The sequence below is a fragment of the Vibrio sp. SCSIO 43086 genome, assembly GCF_051132235.1.
In the GTDB taxonomy this organism is placed as follows: Bacteria; Pseudomonadota; Gammaproteobacteria; order Enterobacterales; family Vibrionaceae; genus Vibrio; species Vibrio diabolicus.
In genome coordinates this window covers 3067728-3089212 of record NZ_CP072677.1, presented here as the reverse complement: position 1 = coordinate 3089212, position 21485 = coordinate 3067728, and the positions used below count along the sequence as shown (strand labels likewise).

25 protein-coding genes are annotated in these 21485 nt (G+C 46.6%); 17 read left to right on the top strand and 8 right to left on the bottom strand.

Annotation, left to right across the window (positions count from 1 at the left end; all coding sequences use genetic code 11):
- The first annotated feature begins 107 nt into the window (after window positions 1–107).
- The 5 genes from J8Z23_RS14640 (at window position 108) to J8Z23_RS14620 (ending at window position 5924) form a co-directional block, all read left to right on the top strand.
- Window positions 108–695: an aminodeoxychorismate/anthranilate synthase component II gene (locus tag J8Z23_RS14640; RefSeq protein ID WP_301640750.1), complete on the top strand. Its 588-nt coding sequence runs from the start codon at window positions 108–110 to the stop codon at window positions 693–695.
- Window positions 696–1056: 361 nt separating this feature from the next.
- Window positions 1057–2268, top strand: a complete 1212-nt coding sequence (locus J8Z23_RS14635; protein WP_005397689.1) for an aspartate aminotransferase family protein — start codon at window positions 1057–1059, stop codon at window positions 2266–2268.
- Window positions 2269–2377: 109 nt separating this feature from the next.
- Window positions 2378–3397, top strand: coding sequence for an arginine N-succinyltransferase (astA, locus tag J8Z23_RS14630; RefSeq protein WP_005397686.1), 1020 nt, complete (start codon window positions 2378–2380; stop codon window positions 3395–3397).
- 28 nt (window positions 3398–3425) lie between these two features.
- Complete coding sequence (gene astD / locus J8Z23_RS14625) at window positions 3426–4883, top strand: succinylglutamate-semialdehyde dehydrogenase (protein WP_434634083.1); 1458 nt, start codon at window positions 3426–3428, stop codon at window positions 4881–4883.
- Window positions 4884–5132: 249 nt separating this feature from the next.
- Complete coding sequence (locus J8Z23_RS14620; RefSeq protein WP_434634080.1) at window positions 5133–5924, top strand: DUF1338 domain-containing protein; 792 nt, start codon at window positions 5133–5135, stop codon at window positions 5922–5924.
- 145 nt (window positions 5925–6069) lie between these two features.
- On the opposite strand, the gene crp is transcribed toward J8Z23_RS14620, so the two are convergent.
- The 6 genes from crp to J8Z23_RS14590 all read right to left on the bottom strand — a co-directional run bounded on the left by crp (window position 6070) and on the right by J8Z23_RS14590 (window position 11682).
- The gene (crp, locus tag J8Z23_RS14615; RefSeq protein WP_005381432.1) at window positions 6070–6702 is read right to left on the bottom strand and encodes a cAMP-activated global transcriptional regulator CRP; all 633 of its coding nucleotides are present in this window, start codon (window positions 6700–6702) and stop codon (window positions 6070–6072) included.
- Window positions 6703–6942: 240 nt separating this feature from the next.
- The gene (locus J8Z23_RS14610) at window positions 6943–7812 is read right to left on the bottom strand and encodes a phosphoribulokinase (protein WP_005397679.1); all 870 of its coding nucleotides are present in this window, start codon (window positions 7810–7812) and stop codon (window positions 6943–6945) included.
- Window positions 7813–7936: 124 nt separating this feature from the next.
- Window positions 7937–8149 carry a YheU family protein gene (locus J8Z23_RS14605; RefSeq protein WP_005397677.1) on the bottom strand — a complete coding sequence of 71 codons (213 nt, stop codon included), beginning with the start codon at window positions 8147–8149 and terminating at the stop codon, window positions 7937–7939.
- 33 nt (window positions 8150–8182) lie between these two features.
- A complete protein-coding gene (locus J8Z23_RS14600) occupies window positions 8183–9190 on the bottom strand; it encodes a hydrolase (protein WP_046874535.1) in 1008 nt (335 codons plus the stop codon).
- Window positions 9191–9277: 87 nt separating this feature from the next.
- Complete coding sequence (locus J8Z23_RS14595; RefSeq protein WP_005397673.1) at window positions 9278–9766, bottom strand: TIGR02444 family protein; 489 nt, start codon at window positions 9764–9766, stop codon at window positions 9278–9280.
- Window positions 9763–11682, bottom strand: a complete 1920-nt coding sequence (locus tag J8Z23_RS14590; RefSeq protein WP_085344618.1) for an ABC transporter ATP-binding protein — start codon at window positions 11680–11682, stop codon at window positions 9763–9765. The genes J8Z23_RS14595 and J8Z23_RS14590 overlap by 4 nt, the downstream gene beginning before the upstream one ends.
- A gap of 209 nt (window positions 11683–11891) precedes the next feature.
- Here J8Z23_RS14590 and kefG point away from each other — a divergent pair, with 209 nt between their 5' ends.
- The 5 genes from kefG (at window position 11892) to J8Z23_RS14565 (ending at window position 16200) form a co-directional block, all read left to right on the top strand.
- The gene (gene kefG, locus J8Z23_RS14585) at window positions 11892–12485 is read left to right on the top strand and encodes a glutathione-regulated potassium-efflux system ancillary protein KefG (protein ID WP_053807776.1); all 594 of its coding nucleotides are present in this window, start codon (window positions 11892–11894) and stop codon (window positions 12483–12485) included.
- Window positions 12469–14265 carry a glutathione-regulated potassium-efflux system protein KefB gene (gene kefB / locus J8Z23_RS14580; protein ID WP_046874533.1) on the top strand — a complete coding sequence of 599 codons (1797 nt, stop codon included), beginning with the start codon at window positions 12469–12471 and terminating at the stop codon, window positions 14263–14265. The genes kefG and kefB overlap by 17 nt, the downstream gene beginning before the upstream one ends.
- A 33-nt stretch (window positions 14266–14298) precedes the next feature.
- Entirely contained in the window at window positions 14299–14499 is a 201-nt protein-coding gene (locus tag J8Z23_RS14575; protein WP_005381449.1) for a YheV family putative zinc ribbon protein, read from the top strand.
- A 92-nt stretch (window positions 14500–14591) separates the two neighbouring features.
- Window positions 14592–15128 (top strand): peptidylprolyl isomerase, encoded by a 537-nt coding sequence (gene slyD, locus J8Z23_RS14570; RefSeq protein ID WP_047010415.1) that lies wholly within the window; start codon window positions 14592–14594, stop codon window positions 15126–15128.
- A gap of 130 nt (window positions 15129–15258) precedes the next feature.
- The gene (locus tag J8Z23_RS14565; protein ID WP_134648342.1) at window positions 15259–16200 is read left to right on the top strand and encodes an isoaspartyl peptidase/L-asparaginase family protein; all 942 of its coding nucleotides are present in this window, start codon (window positions 15259–15261) and stop codon (window positions 16198–16200) included.
- Between the two features lie 82 nt (window positions 16201–16282).
- Here J8Z23_RS14565 and J8Z23_RS14560 read toward each other — a convergent pair whose 3' ends face one another.
- A complete protein-coding gene (locus J8Z23_RS14560) occupies window positions 16283–16510 on the bottom strand; it encodes a SlyX family protein (protein WP_005381455.1) in 228 nt (75 codons plus the stop codon).
- The gene (locus J8Z23_RS14555; protein ID WP_046874532.1) at window positions 16507–17493 is read right to left on the bottom strand and encodes a WD40 repeat domain-containing protein; all 987 of its coding nucleotides are present in this window, start codon (window positions 17491–17493) and stop codon (window positions 16507–16509) included. The genes J8Z23_RS14560 and J8Z23_RS14555 overlap by 4 nt, the downstream gene beginning before the upstream one ends.
- A gap of 128 nt (window positions 17494–17621) precedes the next feature.
- On the opposite strand from J8Z23_RS14555, the gene fkpA reads away from it, so the two are divergent.
- From fkpA to rpsG, 7 genes are all read left to right on the top strand, one after another.
- Complete coding sequence (fkpA, locus tag J8Z23_RS14550; protein WP_005397659.1) at window positions 17622–18404, top strand: FKBP-type peptidyl-prolyl cis-trans isomerase; 783 nt, start codon at window positions 17622–17624, stop codon at window positions 18402–18404.
- 143 nt (window positions 18405–18547) lie between these two features.
- Window positions 18548–19270 (top strand): helix-turn-helix transcriptional regulator, encoded by a 723-nt coding sequence (locus J8Z23_RS14545; protein WP_031780643.1) that lies wholly within the window; start codon window positions 18548–18550, stop codon window positions 19268–19270.
- Window positions 19267–19662, top strand: coding sequence for a sulfurtransferase complex subunit TusD (gene tusD / locus J8Z23_RS14540; RefSeq protein WP_005397650.1), 396 nt, complete (start codon window positions 19267–19269; stop codon window positions 19660–19662). Before J8Z23_RS14545 ends, tusD begins: the two co-directional genes overlap by 4 nt.
- Window positions 19659–20015, top strand: a complete 357-nt coding sequence (gene tusC, locus J8Z23_RS14535) for a sulfurtransferase complex subunit TusC (RefSeq protein ID WP_005397648.1) — start codon at window positions 19659–19661, stop codon at window positions 20013–20015. The genes tusD and tusC overlap by 4 nt, the downstream gene beginning before the upstream one ends.
- A gap of 7 nt (window positions 20016–20022) precedes the next feature.
- Window positions 20023–20298 (top strand): sulfurtransferase complex subunit TusB, encoded by a 276-nt coding sequence (gene tusB / locus J8Z23_RS14530; protein ID WP_046874530.1) that lies wholly within the window; start codon window positions 20023–20025, stop codon window positions 20296–20298.
- A gap of 177 nt (window positions 20299–20475) precedes the next feature.
- Window positions 20476–20850, top strand: coding sequence for a 30S ribosomal protein S12 (gene rpsL, locus J8Z23_RS14525; protein WP_004399892.1), 375 nt, complete (start codon window positions 20476–20478; stop codon window positions 20848–20850).
- A gap of 101 nt (window positions 20851–20951) precedes the next feature.
- A complete protein-coding gene (gene rpsG, locus J8Z23_RS14520) occupies window positions 20952–21422 on the top strand; it encodes a 30S ribosomal protein S7 (RefSeq protein WP_005382796.1) in 471 nt (156 codons plus the stop codon).
- The last annotated feature ends 63 nt before the right edge of the window (window positions 21423–21485 follow it).

Genomic DNA, 21485 nt, shown 5'->3' with positions numbered 1-21485 from the left:
AGACTTGCCTTTCTAGTTTGGTGTTGCAAAATACCGCCCTTAATTGTCGCAAACCAGACAATCATCTCTTAAGTCTTGCCTAAACGGATTGGAGCAGCTGACACTCTATGTTGTTGATCATCGATAACTACGATTCTTTCACTTACAACCTCTACCAATACTTTTGCGAGCTTGGTGCAGACGTAAAAGTCGTGCGTAACGATGAAATCGACATTCAAGGGATTGAAGCGTTGAACCCAACTCACTTGGTGATCTCACCTGGACCGTGTACGCCAAACGAGGCAGGTATCTCTCTACAAGCTATAGAATACTTCGCTGGTAAGCTTCCAATATTGGGTGTTTGCCTTGGTCATCAAGCGATAGCGCAAGTGTTTGGTGGGGAAGTCGTGCGCGCCCGACAAGTGATGCATGGGAAAACGTCACCTATTCGTCACAATGGTCGCAGTGTGTTTAAAAACCTGAATAACCCACTCACCGTAACCCGTTATCACTCTCTCGTGGTGAAAAACGGTACGTTACCCGATGTGTTTGAACTGACCGCATGGACTGAGCTGCCGGATGGAAGTATGGACGAAATCATGGGTTACCAACATAAAACCATGCCAATTGATGCAGTGCAGTTTCACCCAGAATCGATCAAAACAGAGCAAGGTCACGAGTTGCTCGCGAACTTTTTAGCACGTAAAGCGATCTGATCGCGATCACTTTTCTTAACAAATCATTCATCTTTTTGCCGAGGTGAGTGGATTGCAAAACTATGCGGTTCATTCTGGCCTCTTTGTCTATTCATGTCTTTTTAAACCTTCTATCCCCTGTATTACATAACATTTATAAAAAATCGCTTCTCTATTTTACTTTCTTGATGCATAAATAGTCATAAGCAGTGATTAATGGAAGTTGCTTTCGAGAACGAAAAGAATAAATCACTATTGAAATGGTTAATTAAATGTAAATACAATGCCGCAATAGCTTAAATGCAAAACATTATTTGCTGGCAAAGAGAGCCGGTTAAATTCGCTTATCTGCTACGCATGCGGTATCAAGAAGGAATGTGCAATGACAACGGAAATTAAAGTAGAGCGCGGTTTATTCGATGAGGTAATGGTACCTTGCTATAACCCGATGGAAATGATCCCTGTTAAAGGTGAAGGTTCACGTGTTTGGGATCAGGAAGGTAATGAATATATCGACTTTGCTGGTGGTATTGCAGTGAGCTGTCTTGGCCATTGTCATCCAGTAATGGTAAACGCATTAACAGAGCAAGCTAACAAGCTTTGGCACTTAAGTAACGTGATGACGAACGAACCAGCACTTCGTCTGGCGAAAAAGCTAACAGAAGTGAGCTTTGCTGAGCGCGTATTCTTTGCTAACTCTGGCGCAGAAGCGAACGAAGCGGCACTTAAGCTGGCACGTCGTTACGCTGCTGACGTTCATGGCGCTGAGAAATCAGAAATTATCGCATTCAAACAAGGTTTCCACGGTCGTACGTTCTTTACCGTAACGGTTGGTGGTCAAGCGGCTTACTCTGACGGTTTTGGTCCTAAGCCTGGAGACGTTACCCACTTACCTTACAATGATATCGAAGCACTACAGGCACACATGTCTGATCGCACATGTGCGGTGATGATGGAGCCGCTACAAGGTGAAGGCGGTATCGTGCCACCAACGCCTGAGTTTGCTCAAGCAGTACGTGAGCTGTGTGACAAACACAACGCGCTACTGATCTTCGATGAAGTGCAAACCGGTAATGGTCGTACAGGTAACTTCTACGCTTACCAAGGTTTAGGTATTACACCTGATATTCTAAGCACCGCGAAATCACTCGGTGGCGGTTTCCCAATCGGTGCAATGCTGACTACTGCAAAATTAGCAGAGCACATGAAAGTCGGTACGCACGGTTCAACATACGGCGGTAACCCACTCGCGTGTGCTGTAGCAGAAGCAGTTGTGAACGAAGTTACTAAGCCTGAAGTGTTGGCTGGTGTGCTAGAACGCGAAGCGATGTTCCGCGAAGGTCTAGAGAAGATCAATGCTAAGTACAACATCTTCTCAGAAGTGCGCGGTCAAGGCCTATTGCTTGGTGCTGCACTGAATGAAGAATGGCAAGGCCGCGCACGTGATGTTCTCGTCGCTGCAGGCAAACAAGGTCTCATGGTATTGGTTGCGGGTGCCAATGTCGTACGTTTCACACCATCACTCGTTATCACACAACAAGAAATTGAAGAAGGCTTGGCGAAACTGGATAAAGCGATCGCGACTTTAGTTTAAGCGCGATATTAGTTTCAACGTCAACGCAGACACCCCCATCAAGGATCTCTGATGGGGGAATTGTTCCTACAATATAGTTAGGATCTTCTTGCATCTGGAGGGAGTATTGATGCTAGTAGTTCGCCCTATCGCGATGTCGGATTATGACGCGCTGCACACTTGTGCGGTGGAGTCTGGTCACGGATTTACATCTCTACCGGTTAACGAAGAACTGTTAACCAATCGAATCAAACACTCAGAGTACAGCTTTGGTAAGCCAGATGTGGCAGAACCAGGTGATGAAGGCTACCTGATGGTCGGCTTTGACTCTGAAACGGGTGAGGTTGCGGGTACCACCGGAATCGAAGCATCTATCGGCTGGGATGTCCCATTTTACTCGTATCACATTAGTAAAGTGGTGCACTCGTCACCAAAGCTTGGCGTCAATAATGTCGTCAAACTGCTTACTTTTGGTAATAACTACACGGGTAACAGCGAAATTTGTACCTTGTTCTTGCGTGAGAAATTCCGCCAAGGTCTGAATGGTCGTCTCATGTCGAAGTGTCGTTTCCTCATGATGGCTGAGCACCCAGAGCGTTTCTCTGAAACGATCTTTGCGGAGATGCGTGGTGTTTCAGACGACGCAGGCAACTCGCCGTTCTGGCAATGGTTACAAGAGCATTTCTTCTCCATCGATTTCACGCTTGCGGATTACCTGACAGGTATCGGCAAGAAAGGCTTTATTGCTGACTTAATGCCGAAGCTGCCTATCTACATCAACCTGTTGAGTCCAGAAGCGCAAGCGGTCATTGGTCAAGTGCATGACAATACTCGCCCAGCATTAAAGCTGCTTGAGCGTGAAGGCTTCACTAACCGTGGCTACGTGGATATTTTCGATGCGGGTCCAACCGTTGAATGTGACTTACGCAATATTGAATCGGTACGTCACTCGTTCCGTGCGCAAGTGAAAATTGCACAACATAGCAGTACGCAAGACTTCTTGATGTGCAACTCATCGTTCGAAAACTTCCGCGCAGCAGTCACCAAAGCGGCGTATGACGCTGAAACGCAAAGCGTCATGATCGCACCAGACGTTGCGGATGCACTTTTGGTTGAGGAAGGGGACTTTGTTCGCCTTCTTCCGCAGTAACAGACGACAGAATTTAAGGATAGAAACAATGACACATTGGATTGCAGGTGAATGGGTACAAGGTCAGGGTGAAGCATTTACGTCTCTGTCGCCTTACAACCAAGAAGTGATCTGGCAAGGCAACGGTGCAACGGCAGAGCAGGTGAATCAAGCGGTATCTGCAGCGCGTGAAGCGTTTATTGACTGGAAAAAACGCCCATTTGCAGAGCGTGAAGCGATCGTGTTGGCTTTTGCTGAGAAAGTAAAAGAGAACAGCGAAAAAATCGCCGAAGTCATTGCCAAAGAAACTGGTAAGCCAATTTGGGAAACGCGCACTGAAGCAGCGGCAATGGCAGGTAAAATTGCCATCTCTATTCGTGCTTACCATGACCGCACCGGTGAAGCGAGCCGTGAAGCGGCGGGCAACCAAATTGTGTTACGTCATCGCCCACTGGGCGTGATGGCGGTATTTGGCCCATATAACTTCCCTGGTCACCTACCAAATGGTCACATTGTGCCTGCGTTACTAGCGGGTAACACCGTTGTGTTCAAGCCATCCGAGCAAACGCCTTGGACTGGCGAGTTAGCTATGAAACTTTGGGAAGAAGCAGGTCTGCCGAAAGGCGTGATCAACCTTGTCCAAGGTGCGAAAGAAACCGGTATTGCGCTTGCTGATGCGAAAGGCATTGATGGCGTACTGTTCACGGGCAGCGCGAACACGGGGCATGTATTGCACCGTCAATTTGCGGGTCAACCAGACAAGATGTTAGCACTAGAAATGGGTGGTAATAACCCGATGGTGATCTCTGATAAATACGGTGATTTGGATGCCACGGTGTACACCATCATCCAGTCAGCGTTTATCAGTGCTGGTCAACGTTGTACGTGTGCTCGTCGTTTGTACGTGCCATTGGGTGAGAAAGGTGATGCGCTCATCACGAAACTGGTTGAAGCGACGAAGAATATTCGCGTAGACCAACCATTTGCAGAGCCTGCGCCATTTATGGGGCCGCAAATCTCCGTTGCCGCAGCCAAGTTCATTCTCGATGCACAAGCGAACCTTCAATCACTTGGTGGTGAAAGCTTGATTGAAGCTAAAGCAGGAGAGGCGGCGTTTGTTTCTCCGGGCATTATTGATGTAACGAACATTGCTGAGCTACCAGATGAAGAGTACTTCGGTCCACTTCTGCAAGTGGTGCGTTACGAAGGGCTAGAAAAAGCCGTAGAACTGGCGAACGACACGCGCTTTGGTCTCTCTGCTGGTTTAGTTTCAACTGACGACCAAGAATGGGAATACTTCGTTGACCATATTCGTGCAGGGATCGTGAACCGTAACCGCCAGCTCACAGGTGCAAGTGGTGATGCGCCATTTGGTGGCCCTGGTGCGTCAGGTAACCTACGTCCAAGCGCTTATTACGCAGCAGACTACTGTGCGTACCCGATGGCATCAATGGAAGGTCAAGAGGCTATCTTGCCTGCAACATTAAGCCCAGGTGTGGCGCTATAAGTTTTAATAACAGAGTCGCAACCATGTATTGCGGCTCACCTTGCCGGCGAATCATTTAGGTATGGGTTGTAGTGATCGTTGGCAGAACACGGAAAGTGAGCAAAGACTCGGAAAAGCGTGTTGACTGACTGGCATTTACCGTCACAGGTTGATGGCTGCTCGTTCATTATTCTGGACAACTTTTCGTTGTGAACGAGCAGTCAACTTCCGCTTACCTTTTAACTCTACATCTCGTAACAAGGAGTCGTTATGACGCCCGATGTGTTATTTGAACCGCTATGGCAAGATTACATTCAACGTCTTTGCCCCTCTGCTGCGAAAGTACATCAGCTGCTTCAAGAAGATGAGCCTCTGATTAATGATCATATAGCTTTACGTACCTTCAATATTGCGCCTCTTGGTATCGAAACCTTAGCTAAACCATTTGTAGCCATTGGCTACCAGGCATGTGGTGACTACGTTTTCGAAAGTAAAAAGCTGGTTGCTAAACACTATGAACACCCTGATCCGAAGCAACCTAAAGTCTTTATTAGTGAGCTAAAAGTTGAGGAGTGTTCACCTGAGCTGCAAGAGATTGTGAAAAAGCTGGTGGCACAAGTCGATGCAGGCAAGCTGAACGATAGCGCATTCTTACATGGTGGACGCTTGTGGGATTTAAGCTTTGCTGACTACCAAACGTTGGCTAAAGAAAGTGAGTACGCATCTTGGTTGGCGGCGCATGGTTACGGCGCAAACCACTTCACGGTGAGCGTTAACCAGCTCAATGAATACGAAGAAGTGAAGCAAGTAAACGATCACTTACGTACGGCCGGATTTACCATTAATGAAAACGGCGGGGAAGTGAAGGGCACTCCTGAGGTGCTGCTAGAACAATCATCGACCATGGCGGATAAAGTGGCGGTTCGCTTTAGCGAAGGCACTGAAATTATCCCTGGTGGCTTTTACGAGTTTGCTAAGCGCTACCCGATGGAAAACGGTGAGCTGTACCCAGGTTTTGTGGCGGCTTCAGCGGACAAAATCTTTGAAAGTACGAATGGCTAACTTTTAGGGTTAACCTTTCGGCTAACCAACTTGCTCATTAGTCTTTTGTTGCTCTGAGCTTAATGTGGTTACAAGACAAATAAAAAGCCACCAATGTCGCCATTGGTGGCTTTTATAATTTTGTTCGCGTCACTCTGGTTTGAGATTAACGAGTACCGTAAACCACGATAGTTTTACCGTGCGCAGAGATTAGGTTCTGCTCTTCTAGCATCTTCAAGATACGACCTACTGTCTCACGAGAACAGCCAACGATTTGACCGATTTCTTGACGAGTGATCTTGATTTGCATGCCGTCTGGGTGAGTCATTGCGTCTGGTTGTTTTGCAAGGTTCAGAAGCGTCTGAGCGATACGACCAGTTACGTCTAGGAACGCCAGGTCACCCACTTTTTGGCTAGTTACTTGAAGACGACGAGCCATCTGCGCAGAAAGGCGCATTAGGATGTCTGGGTTTACTTGGATAAGCTGACGGAATTTCTTGAAAGAAATTTCAGCAACTTCACAAGGAGATTTAGCACGAACCCAAGCTGTGCGCTCTTGGTCTTCCTCGAATAGACCAAGTTCACCAATAAAGTCTCCTTGGTTTAGGTAAGAAAGGATCATCTCCTTACCTTCTTCGTCTTTGATAAGAACCGCAACAGAACCTTTAACGATGTAGTACAAAGTTTCTGCCTTTTCGCCCGCGTGAATTAGCGTGCTCTTTGAAGGGTACTTATGAATATGACAGTGTGAAAGAAACCACTCTAATGTTGGGTCGGTTTGAGGTTTACCTAGAACCATAATATCTCACTTCCTCTGCAGGGTACGCTTGCGCTATCCATATTTTAGCTAAGCCTGAATTAGGCCTACTAGAATAAGAGCACTTTTTATATGCTGCAAGCTCTCTTGTGTTTCGGTAAGAAATAGTATCCTTTTTCGAAAACGATTTCTTGATTTTAATCGTGCCATGATTGAGATTTTGTAAGCAAAACTGTGCACATGATCACGGTATGAAAAGTAAACATCTTCGCAGGCAGGTTTTTAGCCAATTTTCCCTGTTTCGATGAGCTGTTGTAGGATAGGCCGAACTATGAGCTCCATTGCAAAGCTCATCTTACCGCCTGGCACGACAATCGTGTTGTGGCGTGACATGAATGAGCCATCAATCATAGCCAGGAGATATGGGAAGTCGACTTTCTTTATCCCACGCAAGCGAATTACGACAAAGCTCTCATCCAGGCTTGGGATACCTTTCGCGTTAAGTGGGTTGGAGGTATCGACCGTTGGGACGCGCTGAAAGTTAATATGAGTGCGAGAAAATTGTGGCGTGATGTAGTTAAGATAATCGTCCATCGAGCGCACGATAGAATCCATTACTGCTTCTCGTGAATGACCGCGGTCACGAGTATCACGCACAAACTTTTGGATCCACTCTAAGTTTACGATTGGTACCATACCAATCAAGAAATCCACATGCTGCGCGACATTAACATCGCCATCCACAACACCGCCGTGCAAGCCTTCATAGAAGAGAACGTCACTGTTCTCCGGTAAGTCTTGCCACGGTGTGAAGGTACCAGGCATTTGATTATAAGGTACGGCCTCGTCAAAGGTGTGTAGGTAGCGACGTACGCTGCCTGCGCCATCGTGACCATATTTACGGAAAAACTCTTCCAATCCTGGAAAGTCATTAGCTTGAGGGCCAAAGTAGCTAATGTGCCGACCTTGCTCGCGCGCTTTACGGATTTCTATATCCATTTCAGGGCGAGTAAAGCGATGGAAGCTGTCGCCTTCAACCCATGCGGGTTTAACGTTCATCATATTGAACATCTTACGGAAGGCTTCAGATGTAGTGGTCGTGCCGGCACCGGATGAACCAGTAACCGCAATAATTGGGTGTTTAGCTGACATGACAAACCTTGTCGAAAATTACTTACCTGTAATGTGCAGTAGGCTGCTACTGCACGGTCGATAACCCACTATAGCACGTAACAATGCCTTGTCATTGAGTGGGGTACGGTAAAATGTGAAGGGTCTAAAATTTTGTTTTTACCTGAATATCGACGGTTTCGTGCAGTTCAGAGAACACGATAACCGCTTCGCCTTTTTCTAATTGAGTTTTTACTTGATCCACTTTGTCTTGCAAAGAAACCTCGACGGTTCCGTAATCCGTGCCTTCACGTAAGACGAATTCACGAATTAAGTTTTCCAATGTTTCTGGCGCAATGTCTTGCCATGGAATGATCATAAATACCTCGAACTTTTATGATGAGCGGCTAGTTTACTGCTTTCGCTGCTTGGATACAGCAGAAAGGTAATCTGCGGCAATACTTTCGTAATACGCTGGCAGCGCTTCTTCCAACCAAAATTTCGGCTTGAGCGCTGAACCGGTAAGGAAACCAACATGCCCACCGTGCTCAAAGAGACGGTAATCAATATTATCTGGCAGAACAAATTTCGGGATCACATCGTCGGTCATGAATGGATCGTCTTTGGCGTGAATGATCAGTGTCGGTAGCGTGATCTGTTGTAATTTACTTAAGCCAGAACATTGATCGTAATAATCTTGTGCGTCTTTAAAACCGTGCAGTGGTGCCGTGATCAAATCATCGAATTCATACAATCGTGTGACACGTTTTATTGAGTTGTAGGACAAAGCGAGCTCGCCATGCAACAAGTGATGTTTTTGCAATGCGTTGCGTTTGAGCGAAGAGAGTAGGTAACGGCGATACACTTTCGAAAAGCCTTGTTCAATACGGTTCGCACACGCTGCTAAGTCTAAAGGTGCTGAGATAATGGTCGCCGCATTCAAAATGGGGTGGTCTTTGTATTGGGCTAAATAATTCGCCAACATGTTACCGCCAAGAGAAATGCCAACCGCAACTTTGGGGTTATCAGGAAAGCGTTGCTCAAGGTGCTCTAAGAAGTGGCGGGCGTCAGTCACTTCACCAGAATGATAGGCGCGAGCTTTCTTGTTTGGCTTACCGCTACAACCGCGGAAATGCATCATCACCGACAGCCATCCGGATTGAGCAAATGCATTCATTAGGCCATTGGCGTAAGGGCTATAGAAGCAGCCTTCTAGTCCATGAAATAAAACAAAAATCGGCTTTTTTTGCGCAGGTTCTTGGGTTGGGTCCTCGCTCCATGCGAGATCGAGAAAGTCGCCATCGGATGTATCGAGGGTTTGCCAAATCGGCGTAAACAACGCTTTTTTGCGAATAAAACGCGGTAAAAGCGTTTGAAGATGCGGGTTTTTGATCCCGGCGGCTGCGAAAAATTGTGTCATACCTAACTGCTCTTATGCGGTTCTTCGGTGTCAGTTGAAGAACTTATTAATATAATCCTTTATAAAGATTATAGGTATTCTACAGATTTATGGGCGTTTTGGTGGGTGAATGTTTGGCACCGGAATAGCAAAGGCCTGTTGCAAATGCTCACCACCAAGTTGACGACAGTATCTCAGCGTGAGTGGGGCGCCATCATTTTTGACCAGCGTGAGCGAGTTAATGCAGTTCACCAAATCCGCTTGTTGTTGCTTTTCTAGTTGCAGCTCAAACTGCAAGGTTTCACGATATAAAGCGTCATTGACTTGAGACTTAAGATGGCGACGTAAGTCGCGAAAAGAGTGCAGTAAGGTTTCGCTTCGGCCCAGACAGCTTTGTACCAGAGGCCAGTCTTTTTCTTGGAAAATGAGTTGCTGCTCATCGAGCCATCTGAGCAGCAGGAGTAGGTTCACGTTGCCGTGATAATTGTTCTGCAATGATAAACACGCTTCTTTCACTTCTCGCACACCATAAAACTGCAGACTGAACTGCCAAAGGTGTTCTAGGGTGAGTGTGTATTCAGCGTGTTGATTACTCATTGATTAAACTCTAGCTCCATCTGCTCCAGTTCTTCCTGAGCAGACATCCATTCCATTTCAATTTCTTCGAGCTCTGCCTTACTAGAAGCTTGAAGAGCCAGCACTTGGTTAAGTTTAGCTTTATTTTCGGCTTCATACAGTGAGTTATCTGCCAATTGTTCTTCAGCTTCGGCCAGTGCTGCACCTAACTTATCCATTTTATTTTCTAATTGTGTCAGCGTTTTGCGAATTGGCGCCGTCTGCTTACGAAATTCTGCATCGCGACGTTTCTGCTCTTTTTTCGCTGCCGCGCTGTTGGCGCTATCTTTGGCTGGCTGTGCAGCTTGTGCTTCTTTGCGTTCCGCTCTTTGTTGCTCGGTTAACCACTTGTAGTAGTCGTTTAAGTCACCATCGAACGGCGCAACTTGACGATCGTGCACCAAGTACAAGTCATCGGTTGTAGCACGCAATAGGTAACGGTCGTGCGAAACAATCACCATTGCACCTTCGAACGTTTGCAGTGCCATCGTCAATGCCTGACGCATGTCCAAATCCAAGTGGTTGGTTGGTTCATCAAGTAGCAACAGGTTTGGCTTTTGCCACACAATTAAGGCCAGCACTAAACGGGCTTTTTCACCACCCGAAAACGGTGCGACTTTCTCCAGTGCTTTGTCGCCTTGGAAGCCAAAGCTGCCTAGGTAATCACGTAGCTGTTGTTCGGTTTGATCCGGCGCGATCTGCATCATGTGTTGCAGCGGCGTTTCCTCTGGGTGCAACGTTTCTAATTGATGCTGGGCAAAGTAACCTATTTTTACGCCTTGTGAGTAAGTCAGATCGCCACCTTGCGCGTTAAGCTCACCAGAGAGCAATTTGATCAAGGTCGATTTACCCGCGCCATTACGGCCGAGTAGACCAATGCGACTGCCAGGAACCAAGTTCAAGCGGATCTTCTCTAAGATCAGGTTGTCACCGTAGCCTGCCGATACTTCATCCATCATCATGATTGGGTTTGGCAGCGCCGCGGGCTCACGGAATTGGAAGCTAAATGGGTTATCGAATTGAGCGGGTAACACTTTCTCCATGCGCTCCAAAGCTTTAATACGGCTTTGAGCCTGGCGTGCTTTAGAGGCTTTATAACGGAAACGGTCGATGTAGCTTTGCATGTGCGACATCTGTTTCTGTTGCTTCTCGAACATCGCTTGCTGCAGCACCATTTTTTGCGCTCGTTGGTTTTCGAACGACGAATAGTTACCCGTGTATTCGTTCAATTGTTGGTTTTCGATGTGAATAATACGGCCAACAATGGGGTCAAGGAAGTCACGGTCGTGCGAGATCAGGATCAGTGTGCCTGGGTAGTTTTGTAGCCAACGTTCAAGCCACATAACTGCGTCTAAGTCCAAGTGGTTGGTTGGCTCATCGAGTAGCAATAAGTCAGAACGGCACAATAGCGCTTGAGCTAAGTTAAGGCGCATACGCCAACCACCTGAGAATTGAGTCAAACTCCAACTCATTTGCTCTTGGCTGAAACCTAAACCGTCGAGCAATTCTGCCGCGCGAGCGCGAATGCTATAACCGCCGATGGTTTCAATTTTACCGTGGATCTCGGCAACCAAGGTGCCGTTGTCTTGTGCTTCCGCTTCAGCCAACTGCGTTTCGAGCGCTCGGTACTCGCGATCACCATCAATGACGTATTCTAGTGCGGTGCGCTCTAGCGCTGGCGTTTCCTGTGCGACCCAGGCCAGTTCCCAATGTTGAGGTTGGCTAAATGAGCCCGCATCAATCGACAGTTCATCTTTCAGCAATGCAAATAGCGTTGATTTACCGCAGCCGTTTTTGCCCACAAGACCGACTTTATCGCCAGGATGGATAGTCGCTGAAGCTTGGTCTAAAAGAGGTTTACCGCCACGCAGTAACTGAATATCAGAGAAGGTAATCATAAAGTTTTCATTCACTTTGCGCAGTGCGCGTTGCTTGGTTACATAGCGAAGTGGTTTCAATCGTTGTTAAAGCCACTTGGGTATATATCTAGCGGTGAATAGTAGGGGTATTGGCCGGAAAAGTCGATTGATTCGCTTTAATTGCATTATGCTGTACAAAAAAGTATAACAATTTGATAACGGATAAAAATAACCACAAGGACGACCATTTGGCTGTTGCACCGTCTATTCTCCCAAGAGTTCTGGTCATTTATGCTCATCCAGAGCCACATAACTCGATTGCTAATCAAGTGATGATTAAAAAAGCTCAGTCGCTTGAGCACGTCACTGTGCACGATCTTTACGGTGTTTACCCTGACTTCTTTATTGATGTGAATTATGAACATGAGTTGTTGCTCACGCATGATGTGATCGTGTTTCATCACCCGCTTTATATGTATTCATGCCCAGCCCTGTTAAAAGAGTGGTTGGACCGAGTGCTGGGCAAAGGTTTTGCTTTTGGCGGAGGTTCGGCGCTAGAGGGAAAATACTGGCGCAGTGTGATTACAACGGGGGGGAAAGAAGAGGCCTTTAGCGCGAAGGGGTACAACAAATATCCATTACAGCAAATCTTACAACCGTTTGAACTGACGGCCGCCTTGTGTCAAATGCACTGGATTGAACCTTTGGTGTTGTATTGGTCGCGTAATGTCTCGGATATTGAGCGGTATGAGCACGCCGAATTGTATCGTCGGTGGTTGAACAACCCACTTGAAAACTGGGAAGCAACAGACCAAGGAGGTCAGTATGGCGATAACCAGTGAGTTTCTTCAAAGTAGCGTGGTCTTTCTCTCGGCTGCGGTTATCGCGGTGCCGATTGCTCAGCGTCTCGGACTTGGCTCGGTTTTAGGTTATTTACTTGCCGGTGTGTTGATTGGCCCTTGGGGTCTTGGCTTAATCAGTGATGTTGATGCTATTTTGCACTTTGCTGAACTTGGGGTCGTGTTGTTACTGTTCTTGATCGGCCTTGAACTAAATCCTAAAAAACTGTGGCAAATGCGAGGACCGATTCTAGGTTTAGGCGGCGCGCAGGTGGTGGTTACGACCGCCGTGCTCGGCAGTGTCGTCAGTATGTTCGGCGTAAGCATGCAAGTGAGTTTGGTGATTGGGATGGGGTTGGCGCTGTCCTCGACGGCAATTGCTCTTAAAGTGATTGAAGAGCAAGGGCTCAATGGCACCGAAACGGGTCAGTCTGGTTTTGCGGTATTGCTCTTTCAAGATATTGCCGTGATCCCAATGTTGGCAATGTTGCCCTTGCTTGCTGGCGGGCAGAGTGGCGGTAGTTGGTTGGATGTCTTCACGGTATTAGGCAGTGTGGTGGCCCTGTTGATTGGTGGTCATTTCTTATTGCGTCCACTATTTCGTTTTGTTGTGATGAGCGGCGTTCGTGAGCTCTTTACCGTCGCCGCACTATTGGTCGTGCTTGGGATTTCTGTCGTGATGCAAAAGCTCGGGCTTTCTATGGCCCTAGGGACTTTCTTAGCCGGCGTTCTGCTGGCTGAGAGTGAGTATCGACATGAATTGGAAATCGCTATCGAGCCGTTTAAAGGTTTGTTGTTGGGTTTGTTCTTCATCGCGGTTGGCATGGCGGTAAATTTGGGGTTATTGGCATTACACCCTTTAGAGATTCTGGGCGCGGTGGTGGCTTTGGTCGTGGTTAAGGGCTTGGTTTTGTATGCATTGGCGAGAGCTGCCCGTGTCGGAGCCAAAGCGAGAAGCCGTATGGCCGCGATTTTAAGCCAAGGTGGTGAGTTTGCTTTTGTCATATTTACCGCAGCGAGCCAAGAGGGCATTTTATCCAAAGAGCAAGTGGCTTTTCTGTTGGTGGTGGTCAGTCTATCCATGGTGACGACACCACTTTTGCTGATGGGACAAAAAAAATGGTTTGCTCATACCCTGAATCAAGAAGAAGAGGGCATGACCACGAAAGTAGTGGATCGTCGGCCACGTGTGATCATTGCAGGCTTTGGACGTTTCGGTCAGATCGTCGGACGTTTAATGTATGCCAATAAAATCAAAGTGACGGTATTAGAAAGTGATGCCAGCCAAATTCACCTACTGCGCAAGTATGGTTACAAAGTGTTTTATGGTGATGCTACCCAAATTGATCTTTTGCGGGCTGCTGGCGCAGATAAAGCAGAAGCATTGGTCATTTGTACCGATTCACCTGATGAGGTGATGGCCATCGTTGATATCTGCCGCGTGCACTTCCCGAAACTTAAGTTGCTAGCCCGAGCAAGAAGCCGTGTCGAGGCGTATCAGTTAATGAGCCACGGTGTTGAGAATTACTCTCGTGAAACATTTTTAGGGGCATTGGATCTCGGTCGTCAAGCGCTCGTAGAACTTGGTATGCACCCTTATCAAGCAAAGCGGGCAGAAGCACATTTTCGTAAGTTAGATAATGCTATGCTTAAGGACTTATTGCCTCAGCACAATGAAGATAAGAAATTGGCTCAGAGAGCGAAAGAGGCACGCAAAGAGCTAGAAGAAATTTTTGGTCGTGAGATGGAGAGCGACCATCAGTCACCTAATCATTGGAAGTAGTACTTGAGCCAAGACTCAAGCTAAGGAAATAGCGTGAAAATCAAGAAACGTTTTATTGCCGGCGCTAGCTGCCCAAATTGCAGCCAGCAAGATACCCTGCGCTGGTGGATTGAAAATAATATCGAGTTAGTTGAGTGTGTCGAGTGTGAGTTTACTGAGCAGCGTAAACCGCAATCTGTAGAGAAAAATAAACACTCAGATCAGGAAATGATCGGAATTTTTAAGCCGGAATAATTGAACTTCGATAATTGATCCCCATAATACACCCAGATATCTCAGTACTTAACCCCATTCAGGTTAAGTCAATTAATCTCCCTGGAGTTAGTATGAAAATTGAAAAGAACGTTGTTGCAAGCCTTGCATACAAAGTAATGTTGGAAGACGGTGTCGTTGTTGATCAATCAACAGCAGAAGCGCCTCTAGATTACCTTCACGGTCACAACAACCTAATCACTGGTCTTGAAAAAGAGCTTGAAGGTAAAGTGGCTGGCGACAAGTTCTCAGTAACGGTAGCTCCTGAAGAAGCTTACGGCGAGCACAACGATGCGCTAGTACAACGCGTTCCTGCGGACGTATTCCAAGGCGTTGACCAAATCGAAGTGGGCATGCGCTTCCTAGCTGACACTGACCAAGGTCCAATCCCTGTAGAAGTAACAGAAGTTGATGGCAACGAAGTGGTTGTTGACGGTAACCATATGCTAGCTGGTCAAACACTAACTTTCGAAGTAGAAGTTATGTCTACACGTGAAGCAACAGCAGAAGAGATCGAACACGGTCATATCCATCAAGCTGGTGGTTGTGGTCATGACCATGATCACGATGATGAAGGCTGCTGTGGCGGCGGCAGCTGTGGTTCTCACTAATCACAAGCTCCTTCACTAGATAATCTTATCTAGTAAAGCTTTGAAAAGCGCAAGTTGAGGTTTCAACTTGCGCTTTTTGTTTATCTAAGGTGTAGTGCATAGAAGAAAAGAACAACTCATGGAAAAAGCGATGACAAAACCTTTCTCGATTGCGATTCATGGTGGCGCAGGCACCATTTTACGTGAACAGATGAGCAATGAACTTCAGCAATCGATCTTGGCTGATTTGGAAGCGTCGGTAAAAGCCGGCCATCAAATTCTAGAGAAAGGCGGCGACGCTTTGGATGCGGTTGTTGCTGCAGTAAAAGTATTGGAAGACTCGCCTAACTTTAATGCTGGTAAAGGCTCGGTGCTGACCAACAACGAGATGGTAGAAATGGACGCCTCTGTGATGGATGGTCGAAACCAAGCCGCAGGTGCGGTCGCTGGCGTTCGTCATATCAAGAATCCAATTGAGCTCGCTCGTGACGTGATGCGAAACAGCAATCACGTGTTGTTGGTGGGTGAGGGCGCAGAGAAGTTTGCTTTTGAACAAGGCCATGAGTATACCGAGCAAGATTACTTCTTTACTGATCGCCGTTATGAGCAACTGCTTTCGATGCGTGAGAAAGGACAGTTTGCTTTGTCGGAGTCTCGTTATCCAGATGACCGTAAGCACGGTACGGTTGGTGCGGTGGCATTGGACCAACAAGGCAACTTAGCCGCTGCCACCAGTACGGGTGGCGTAACGAATAAGCAATACAATCGAGTTGGGGATTCGGCTTTGATAGGCTGTGGCACGGTGGCCGAAAATGGCGTTGTCGCAGTTTCAACTACGGGTGTCGGTGAGTTTTTTATCCGTAAACGTGTCGCAGAAGACGTCGCCGCGCGGATGCGTTACTTACAAGAAGATATTCATACTGCTTGTGAGCATATTATTCAGGGGGAACTGAAAGAGATGGGCGGCGAAGGCGGCTTAATCGCAATTGACGCGCAAGGTGAGCTGCACTTTGCGATGAACAGCTCTGGTATGTACCGAGCTGGCATCAACACTCAAGGCGAGTTGAGCGTCAAAATCTACGCTGACGAATAGCTTCCTCTTGAGTGCCTCTTAAGTAATCAATACAACAAAGCCCAGAACACGTTCTGGGCTTTATGCTATTTGAGCCTGCATTTTAATAATGCGGTGGTGGGGTTTCTTCTGACGGATCGGCTAAATTCGACGAGTCCATATTTTTTACTTTACCTACCACATATTTCATCTGATCGAGCATCTTGGTAATTTGCAGTTGCTGCTGCGATAAGGCACCGTTCAGATCTTCAATAGTCTGTTCTTGGAACGCAAGCTGACATTCTAAGTCATTAATGCGTGCTTCCAATTGCTGAATGATTTTTTCTGTCATGATCCGTTCTCTAACTGCCAAGCTTGGGCAATACCTGCTGAAGTAGCAGTAATTACGCGTTGTTTTGAATCAAAGGCTGCATCATACACGACCGCACGGGGAGGGCGAGTGTCTTTTTTTGGCTCCACTTCAAATCCGCCAATCCGTTTTCCGGTTTGAGTATCCCATATTGAAACGCGGCCAGAAGGCGTTCCTGTCACTAACTGAGTTCCGTCGTCAGAAAATCGCGCAGTAGAAAAGATCAATTGGCGCGACCAACTGCTCAACTGTGTGACTTCTTGTCCAGTTTTTAAATCCCAAATTACCGCTTGGTTTCCGCCATCGGATGTCATTGCTAACTTGCCATCTCGTTGCAGGGCAACACGAACAACCCGTTGTTCATGTTCGAAGGTCCGCAGCACTTGTCCGGTTTCGGTGTCCCACAAATACGCTTTGTAGTCATTACCACCAGTCAGTGCGAAGCGGCCATTAGGAGAAATGGCGACGGAATTGACTTTTTCACGATGCGCAAGGAACTCCAAGCGACGTCCGGTGACTAAGTTGACGTAAATTGCTTTACCGTTGGATAACCCGAGCAGAACTTGTTCACCGTTACTGGTGATATCAACGTCGCGAATGAGCGCATCAGAAATAGACCAAAGGCCTTCGGATTGCGTCCAACCTAAGTCCCAAACTGCGAAGTTCATTTGGCTTGCTGTGACTGCATAGCGACCATTGTCTGAGATACGAATATGGGATACCACGTTGGCATCGGCATCGAGCTCGCCCAGGTTGGCTAGTTGTTCATTTTGCTCTAGGTCCCACAGCATCAAATGGTGTTGCTGAGAATAGAGCAGAGCAAATCGTCCATCTCTGCTAAGTGCGAAGCTCGTCGCACCCTGAGGCTCTATCGGCCAACGGTGCACTTCACGCTCGGCGAAAAAGCAACCATTTAACGTGGTGATGACAATTAAATATAGGAATAAATGAGAAATTCTTTGCATCACATCTAATAATCCGGTTTGTGTCTTAAGACATATAGCTAGTATATTGGTATAACGATTGTCTTCACTAGTCTCATAGAAGATTTGTGCACAACAACCAATGGCAAAGCCATTATTGGGAGAATTTAATGAAATCAGTTTTAAAAGTGTCGCTACTTGCTGCAACAGTTATGCTAGCGGTAGGTTGTCAGAAAGAAGAAACTAAAACAGAAGCCGCACCTCAAGCAGAACAAGTTCAAGCAGAAACCGGTAAAGCGGTTCACTTTAAAACCGACGACGATAAAGCGGCATACGCAATCGGTGTTTCATTTGCTAACTACCTAAGCACAAGCATCGACAAGCCAAGCGAAATCGGCATTAATCTTAACAAAGACTTGGTACTAAAAGGTATCGAAGACGTCTTCAAAGGCAATGCTGAATTGAATGAAGAAGAAACACGTGCAGCACTAGAATCTCTAGATAAGCGTGTTGCTGAAAAGATGCAAGCACAAGCGGCTGAGAAAGCAGCTGAAGCAAAAAAAGCTGGCGATGATTTCCGTGCTGAGTTCGAGAAGCAAGAAGGCGTAGTGAAGACAGATACAGGTCTTCTATACCAAGTTATTACTCCTGCTGAAGGTGAGAAGCCAAAAGACACTGATACGGTTCAAGTACACTACAAAGGTACGCTAATCGATGGTACGCAATTTGATAGCTCTTACGATCGTGGTGAACCTGCAACATTCCCACTTAACCGTGTAATCCCAGGTTGGACAGAAGGTGTTCAGCTAATGCCTGTGGGTTCTAAATTCAAATTCGTTATCCCGCCAGAGCTAGCATACGGTGATCAAGACACACCAAGCATTCCTGCTAACTCAACGCTAGTATTTGAAGTTGAGCTGCTAAAAGTCGAGAACGACAACGCAGAGCAATAACAATAAGCCGCGATAAGTTATTGAAAAAGGTCCGTTTAACGGGCCTTTTTTGTTCTAGGTCACTAGTTGGTGAGTTTGCTAGGTTGATTTTCAAATTTTCTGATAAACTTACACCAATTTGTTGATTTTTCGCTCGAAGGCTTATGACAACTACAGAAACAATAAACGCGGAGATGTTGCTCGAAATGGAATCCGTTAACGTGATGCCGTTTACCGAGCACGACAAAATCATTTTAAGATCTTATGAGGCGGTCGTTGATGGTATCGCCAGCCTGATAGGTCCCTTTTGTGAAATCGTTCTTCACTCGCTAGAAGACTTAAATACCTCTGCAATTAAAATCGCTAATGGTGAAAACACGGGTCGCCAAGTCGGCTCACCGATCACTGATTTAGCGCTTAAAATGCTAAAAGACATCGAAGGCTCGGAGCGCAACTTCTCACGTTCGTACTTTACCCGTGCAAAAGGTGGCGTGTTGATGAAGTCGATCACTGTTGCCATTCGTAATGGTGAAAATCGCGTGATTGGTTTGTTGTGTATCAACGTCAACTTGGACGCGCCCTTCTCGCAAGTCCTTCAATCTTTCATGCCAACGCAAGAAGCAAAAGAAGCGGCTTCCTCGGTTAACTTTGCTAGTGACGTAGAAGAGCTGGTGGACCAAACTGTTGAACGCACCATCGAAGAGATCAATGCGGATAAATCCGTATCGAACAACACCAAGAATCGCCAAATCGTGATGGAATTGTACGACAAAGGCATCTTCGATATTAAAGATGCCATCAACCGCGTTGCAGATCGTCTTAACATTTCAAAACACACCGTCTACTTATACATTCGTCAACGTAAAACCGAGGACGATGAAAAGTGAGTAAACTGACTTACACGTTGGTGGTGAACGGTCCTGTTTATGGTAGCCAGTCAGCGCGCAGTGCTTATCAGTTCGCCAAGGCGGTGATTGAGCAAGGCCATCAGTTAGTGAGCGTTTTCTTTTATCAAGAGGGCGTGACCAATGGTACTGCTTTGAGTGTGCCTGCCAACGACGAATTTGATCTCAATAAGGCATGGCAATCTTTGGCAAAAGAGCATGGTGTTCGTCTAGAAACTTGTGTTGCTGCGGCTTTGCGTCGCGGGATCGTAAGTGAAGAAGAAGCGAATCAACATGGTTTGCTCCAGAGCAATCTAGCGGAAGGTTTTGAGCAAGCCGGCTTAGGTAGCTTAGCCGAAGCGATGTTAACCCAAGACAGAGTGGTACAGTTTTGAGTCAGCTAACTTATCTATTTCGTAGCGCACCGCATGGCAGTGCGGCTGGTCGTGAAGGTGTGGATGCACTGTTAGCCGCGTCGGCTTACTGTGAAGATATCAGCGTCATTTTCATGGGAGATGGGGTTTACCAGCTTCTACTAGGGCAAGAACCGAGTAAGATCTTGAGCAAAGATTATGCGCCGATGCTGAAGCTTTTCGATTTATACGATATCGAACAAGTCTTTGTGTGCTCAGAGTCATTAGCTCAGCGAGGTTTGGCTCAAGCGGATTTAGTCATTGAAGCTCAAGCGTTAAGCTCAGAGCAGCTCAAAGATAAGTTGCAACACGCTGGCAAGCTACTGTCGTTCTGAGGAAGTTATGCTACATATTATAAAAACGGTCTCCGCTCTAGAAGACGCCATGCCCTTATGCAGTACACAGGATGACATCTTACTTATAGAAGATGCCGTGTACGCTGCTAACTCGCAGCATAAAGCGTTCTCCCACCTAAAAAACCGCAGTGTATTTGTGCTAGAGAGCGATATTCACGCTCGCGGTATTGCGAATCGTATCAGTCCATCACTGACGATCGTGAATTACTCAGGCTTCGTTGAGCTCACAGTTAAACAGGATAAATCGCTTACTTGGGATTGAACGTGATTTACTGTCGCTAAAGCTTTACGGATGAATTGTCCTAATTGAACAAAAAAGATCCGTATATTTCTTGACACACCTCTCACTGCTGCATAGAATTTTGCGTCCCTAACTGCAATGGTAGTTGGGGATAGATTTTTCACAAAGCTTACTTTCAAGTAAATCAGGAGCTAGTTAATGGCAACTATTAACCAGTTGGTACGTAAGCCTCGTGCAAAGCAAGTTGTTAAAAGCAACGTGCCTGCACTAGAAGCGTGCCCACAAAAACGTGGTGTATGTACTCGTGTTTACACTACTACACCTAAAAAACCTAACTCAGCACTTCGTAAAGTTTGTCGTGTACGTCTGACAAACGGCTTCGAAGTTACATCGTACATCGGCGGTGAAGGTCACAACCTTCAAGAGCACAGTGTTGTACTAATCCGTGGCGGTCGTGTAAAAGACCTTCCGGGTGTACGTTACCACACTGTTCGCGGTGCACTTGACTGTGCTGGCGTTAACGACCGTAAACAAGGTCGTTCTAAGTACGGTGTGAAGCGTCCTAAGTCTTAATGGATTCCGTTAAGTAAGGCCAAACACTAAATTATTTTTAATTTTTTGAAAAAACTGAAAAGTTTTGGATAAAACCTGAAGAAGACAACGGAGATAAATCCATGCCACGTCGTCGCGTCATTGGTCAGCGTAAGATCCTTCCAGATCCAAAATTCAAATCTGAATTGCTGGCAAAATTCGTTAACATCCTAATGGTTGACGGTAAAAAATCTACTGCAGAGAAAATCGTTTACACTGCACTAGATGCTATGGCTGAAAAGTCTGGTAAAGACCACTTAGCTATTTTTGAAGAAGCTCTTGAAAACGTACGCCCTGCGGTAGAGGTTAAATCTCGCCGTGTTGGTGGTTCAACTTACCAAGTACCTGTAGAAGTACGTCCGGTTCGCCGTAACGCACTTGCTATGCGTTGGTTGGTTGAAGCTGCGCGCAAGCGTGGTGAAAAATCTATGGCTCAACGCCTAGCAGCTGAAATGCTAGACGCGTCTGAGAACAAAGGTACTGCGGTTAAGAAACGTGAAGACGTTCACCGCATGGCTGACGCAAACAAAGCGTTCGCTCATTACCGCTGGTAATACCTTCTGTGCTGCGAGGTTCTCTCGCAGCACTTTTCTATACTCTAAGGTACACCTTAGTAA